Source organism: Mycobacteriales bacterium (assembly GCA_040902655.1).
Classification (GTDB): Bacteria; Actinomycetota; Actinomycetes; order Mycobacteriales; family SCTD01; genus SCTD01.
This window is the reverse complement of sequence record JBBDWV010000039.1, coordinates 1-2953: the sequence shown is the minus strand read 5'-3', so window position 1 is coordinate 2953 and position 2953 is coordinate 1. Positions and strand designations below refer to the sequence as shown.

Here is a 2953-nt window from a genome sequence, read left to right as displayed (position 1 = left end):
GCGCTACTGTCAACCGCCGCGTAATGAGCTGGTGTTGCGACGACCGGATGAATCCACCAGCTCCACTCGGCTGCAAAATCAGGGTCAGAACTGCTCCGGTGCGAGCTGCACGTACAGGCCGCCGCGGTCTATCCCCCGGGTCCAGGACGATCGGATCCCTGGTGCGCTCGACGACCTAGGCCCAGATGACGCCGTCAGGGCGGCGTAGGTAGCAGTGCGCTGCCGGCGCCTGAGCAGACAGCTGTGACCAGGCGCTGCGGGCCTCCGGCACCTGCTGGCGAACGACGTCGACCGTCACGGCGTACGAGACGTCTTCCTTGCCGCCGAGTTCACGGGCTGACGACGTGCACAGCGTGCGGGCTGCTTCATCTCTGGCCGATGTGTCCGCCGCCTGGTCGGCGTATTGCTGACTGCTGGGGACGTCGATCACGGGCAGGTAGCCGGCGTCGACGACGCGCCGGTTGCCGAGCGGGGCCGACAGGCGGGCCTCGGTCTGCTCGAACGTGCCGACGTCGGGGCATGAGCCAGCTCGATCCGGCGGCGGCACGACCATGACGGAGACGACGTTCCCTGCCTCGTGTACGACGGAGACCGGTTCGGACCCGTCGCCACAGGTGCCACCCATCCAGGTGAGGGTGATGCCGTCGCTGCTGACGTCGTAGGTCGAGATGCGGGTGGCGCGCCGTCCGTCCGGGAAGCCCAGCGGCCCGCAGCCGCCGCTGCCCGCGAAGGTATAGGAGCCGATGTCCTGGCGCTTGACCATCACGACGTCGTCGATGCCGACCTCACCGACACGACGGCCGAAGGTTACTGTTTCCTCGCCGTCGTCTCGACGCATCTGCACCCAGCCGGTCTTGGCCGGGAAGCTCATCCCCGCGATGCCCTCCTCGAGCACATGTCGCAGTCCGGCTGCCTCAGGACTGCCCTCATTCTCCGCCCCGGACTCGGCCGTCAGCACCGACAGCGGCGACGTCCCACAAGCAAGAGCTGTCATGCCCTCCAGCTGCGGCGCCGCGACGGTCGCGGGAGCGGGCTTCAGTCGCTCTCCTGCCAAGACCGCGAACGGCACGACCGCCACAAGCGCTGCGGCCGCAGCCGCGACCGCACGGCGGCGCCGCTGCCGCCGCCTGCCGAGTGCGGCAAGCGCCGAGGGGGGTGGCAGGTGAAGTTCGGTCGGGGGTGAGAGCTCCTGGAACTGCTGCCTCAGCTCGTCGCTCATGTCAGGTCCGTCTCTCGTAGCAGGGTTTCGTCCGCGCGCGGTGCGCGCAGGGCGCGTGAGGTCTGGCTCTTGACAGTGCCGACAGAGACGCCCAAGGCAGCCGCCGTTTGCGCCTCGGACAGGTCTTCGGCGAATCGCAGGACGACAACGGCGCGCTGCCCATGGGGCAGCCGCTGCAGGGCGCGCACGAGCGCCGGCCGATCGTCCGCTACTACTGCTGAGTCGGCACTTGCGTCGGGCAGCTTCCGGGAGGGCACCTCGCTGTTCCACCGTCTTCGACGCCAGGACACGTACGTCGTCGTCATCACGCGGCGGACGTACGCCTCGGGCTGCTCCATGCGTCGCACGCGCGACCAATGTGGCCAGCACCGCAGCAGTGCCGTCTGAACCAGGTCCTGAGCTGCCGCGGAATCACCGGTGAGCAGCCACGCCGTCCGTAGCAGGGCGCGCTGCCGCGCAGCCACCCACGGCTCGAACTCCGGCCCCTGCTCCACGACGTCTACAACGTCCCAGGATCCCCTGGAGGTTGTCACTCACCGGCTCGACCCGTTCGTAGCCAGCTTGGCCACCACGCGACACCGCCGTGGGACCCGCCGATCTACACCTGCGCGCCTGACGACGGAGGTTGTCAGGGAGTGGTCGACGTGGAGGAGTTCCTCTCGATGGGCAAGGCGTCGGATGGCCAACCTGGTCGGGCTCAGGGACACCACAGCACCTTCTTGAAGGTCGCCCAGGACAGCTGGAAGATTCGCGACCAGCAAGGCCTCGTGCTCGCGCCAAGCCAGTTCGCCCACATGACGCAGCAGCACGACCGACGGCGCCGAGCTGCCACGCGCCGCCAAGAGGTTGGTGAAGTCGGAGTCAGCCGTGATCAGCACGTCACCGTCCACCGCAGCCCGGTCGAAGATCGTCACGTCGGACGCGCTCAGGAGCCCCATCTCGTCGACGTGCCGACTGGCATGGCCCGCGGCTGTCAGTGCAGTGACCAGCTTCGGCGAGAGGTTCGCGTCGAGCAGGAACCTCACGCCGGACGGGCCATCGGCACCTCGCGCTCGTTGACGATGGCGGCCGCGTACTCCAGGGCGGCAGTGACGTCTTCACGCTCGAGGTAGGGGTAGTCCTCGAGCAACTGCTCACTAGCGCGACCCGCAGCGAGCTGACCGAGCACCATGCTGACGTTGACCCGCAGGCCACGGATGCAGGGGACCCCACCCATCTGCGCGGGGTCGACCGTGATCCGCTCGGACGCCATGCCTGATGATCGCATGGTGAGCGGGGTCTGCAAGGTGTCGGCTGACTCGGCGGACCAGCACATGGACTGGGGGCCCAATCGCGCCCCCTGCTCGAGCACGGCGCATCAGCTTCCGCGCGTCCAGAACGCTGGTCGCCGACCGAGCATCGCTTCTGTTCGGTTGTGCCTACGCGAAGTCGGTGAGGCTGGCCAGCAGCGCGAGTCGTCCTAACTCCTCAACGCTCCCGCAGCGCGCTCACACAGCCCGTGCACGGCGTCGTGATCCGCGATTTGGGTCGAAACGGCCCTGCCAGAGATATGCCGGCGTCACGCCGCAGACGGCGACCGAGCCTCCGGCCGGCACCGCGTGCCGACACCGGACGGCCAGTAGCCAACAACCCCGTCAGGTCCGCGTGTGCGGTGCCGTTGCGGGACCCGCACTGCTAGGGCGCTAACGCCGATTTCCACGCAGGAGGTTGGGCGCAACTTCAGGTGAGTTCGTA

General features: G+C 68.3%; 3 protein-coding genes. All 3 read right to left on the bottom strand.

From position 1 onward, the window contains the following. Positions 1-175: 175 nt before the first annotated feature. Positions 176-1219, bottom strand: coding sequence for a hypothetical protein (locus WD794_10990; GenBank protein ID MEX2290837.1), 1044 nt, complete (start codon positions 1217-1219; stop codon positions 176-178). A 533-nt stretch (positions 1220-1752) separates the two neighbouring features. Next, complete coding sequence (locus WD794_10985; protein MEX2290836.1) at positions 1753-2244, bottom strand: DUF5615 family PIN-like protein; 492 nt, start codon at positions 2242-2244, stop codon at positions 1753-1755. Next, on the bottom strand, positions 2241-2471 hold the full coding sequence (locus tag WD794_10980) for a DUF433 domain-containing protein (GenBank protein ID MEX2290835.1): 231 nt from the start codon (positions 2469-2471) through the stop codon (positions 2241-2243). Before WD794_10980 ends, WD794_10985 begins: the two co-directional genes overlap by 4 nt. Positions 2472-2953: the final 482 nt, after the last annotated feature.

What these genes read in the sequence shown, in the direction of transcription:
- WD794_10990 (MEX2290837.1), bottom strand. Translation starts at nt 1,219, where the DNA reads ATGAGCGACGAGCTGAGGCAGCAGTTCCAGGAGCTCTCACCCCCGACC.
- WD794_10980 (MEX2290835.1), bottom strand. Translation starts at nt 2,471, where the DNA reads ATGGCGTCCGAGCGGATCACGGTCGACCCCGCGCAGATGGGTGGGGTC.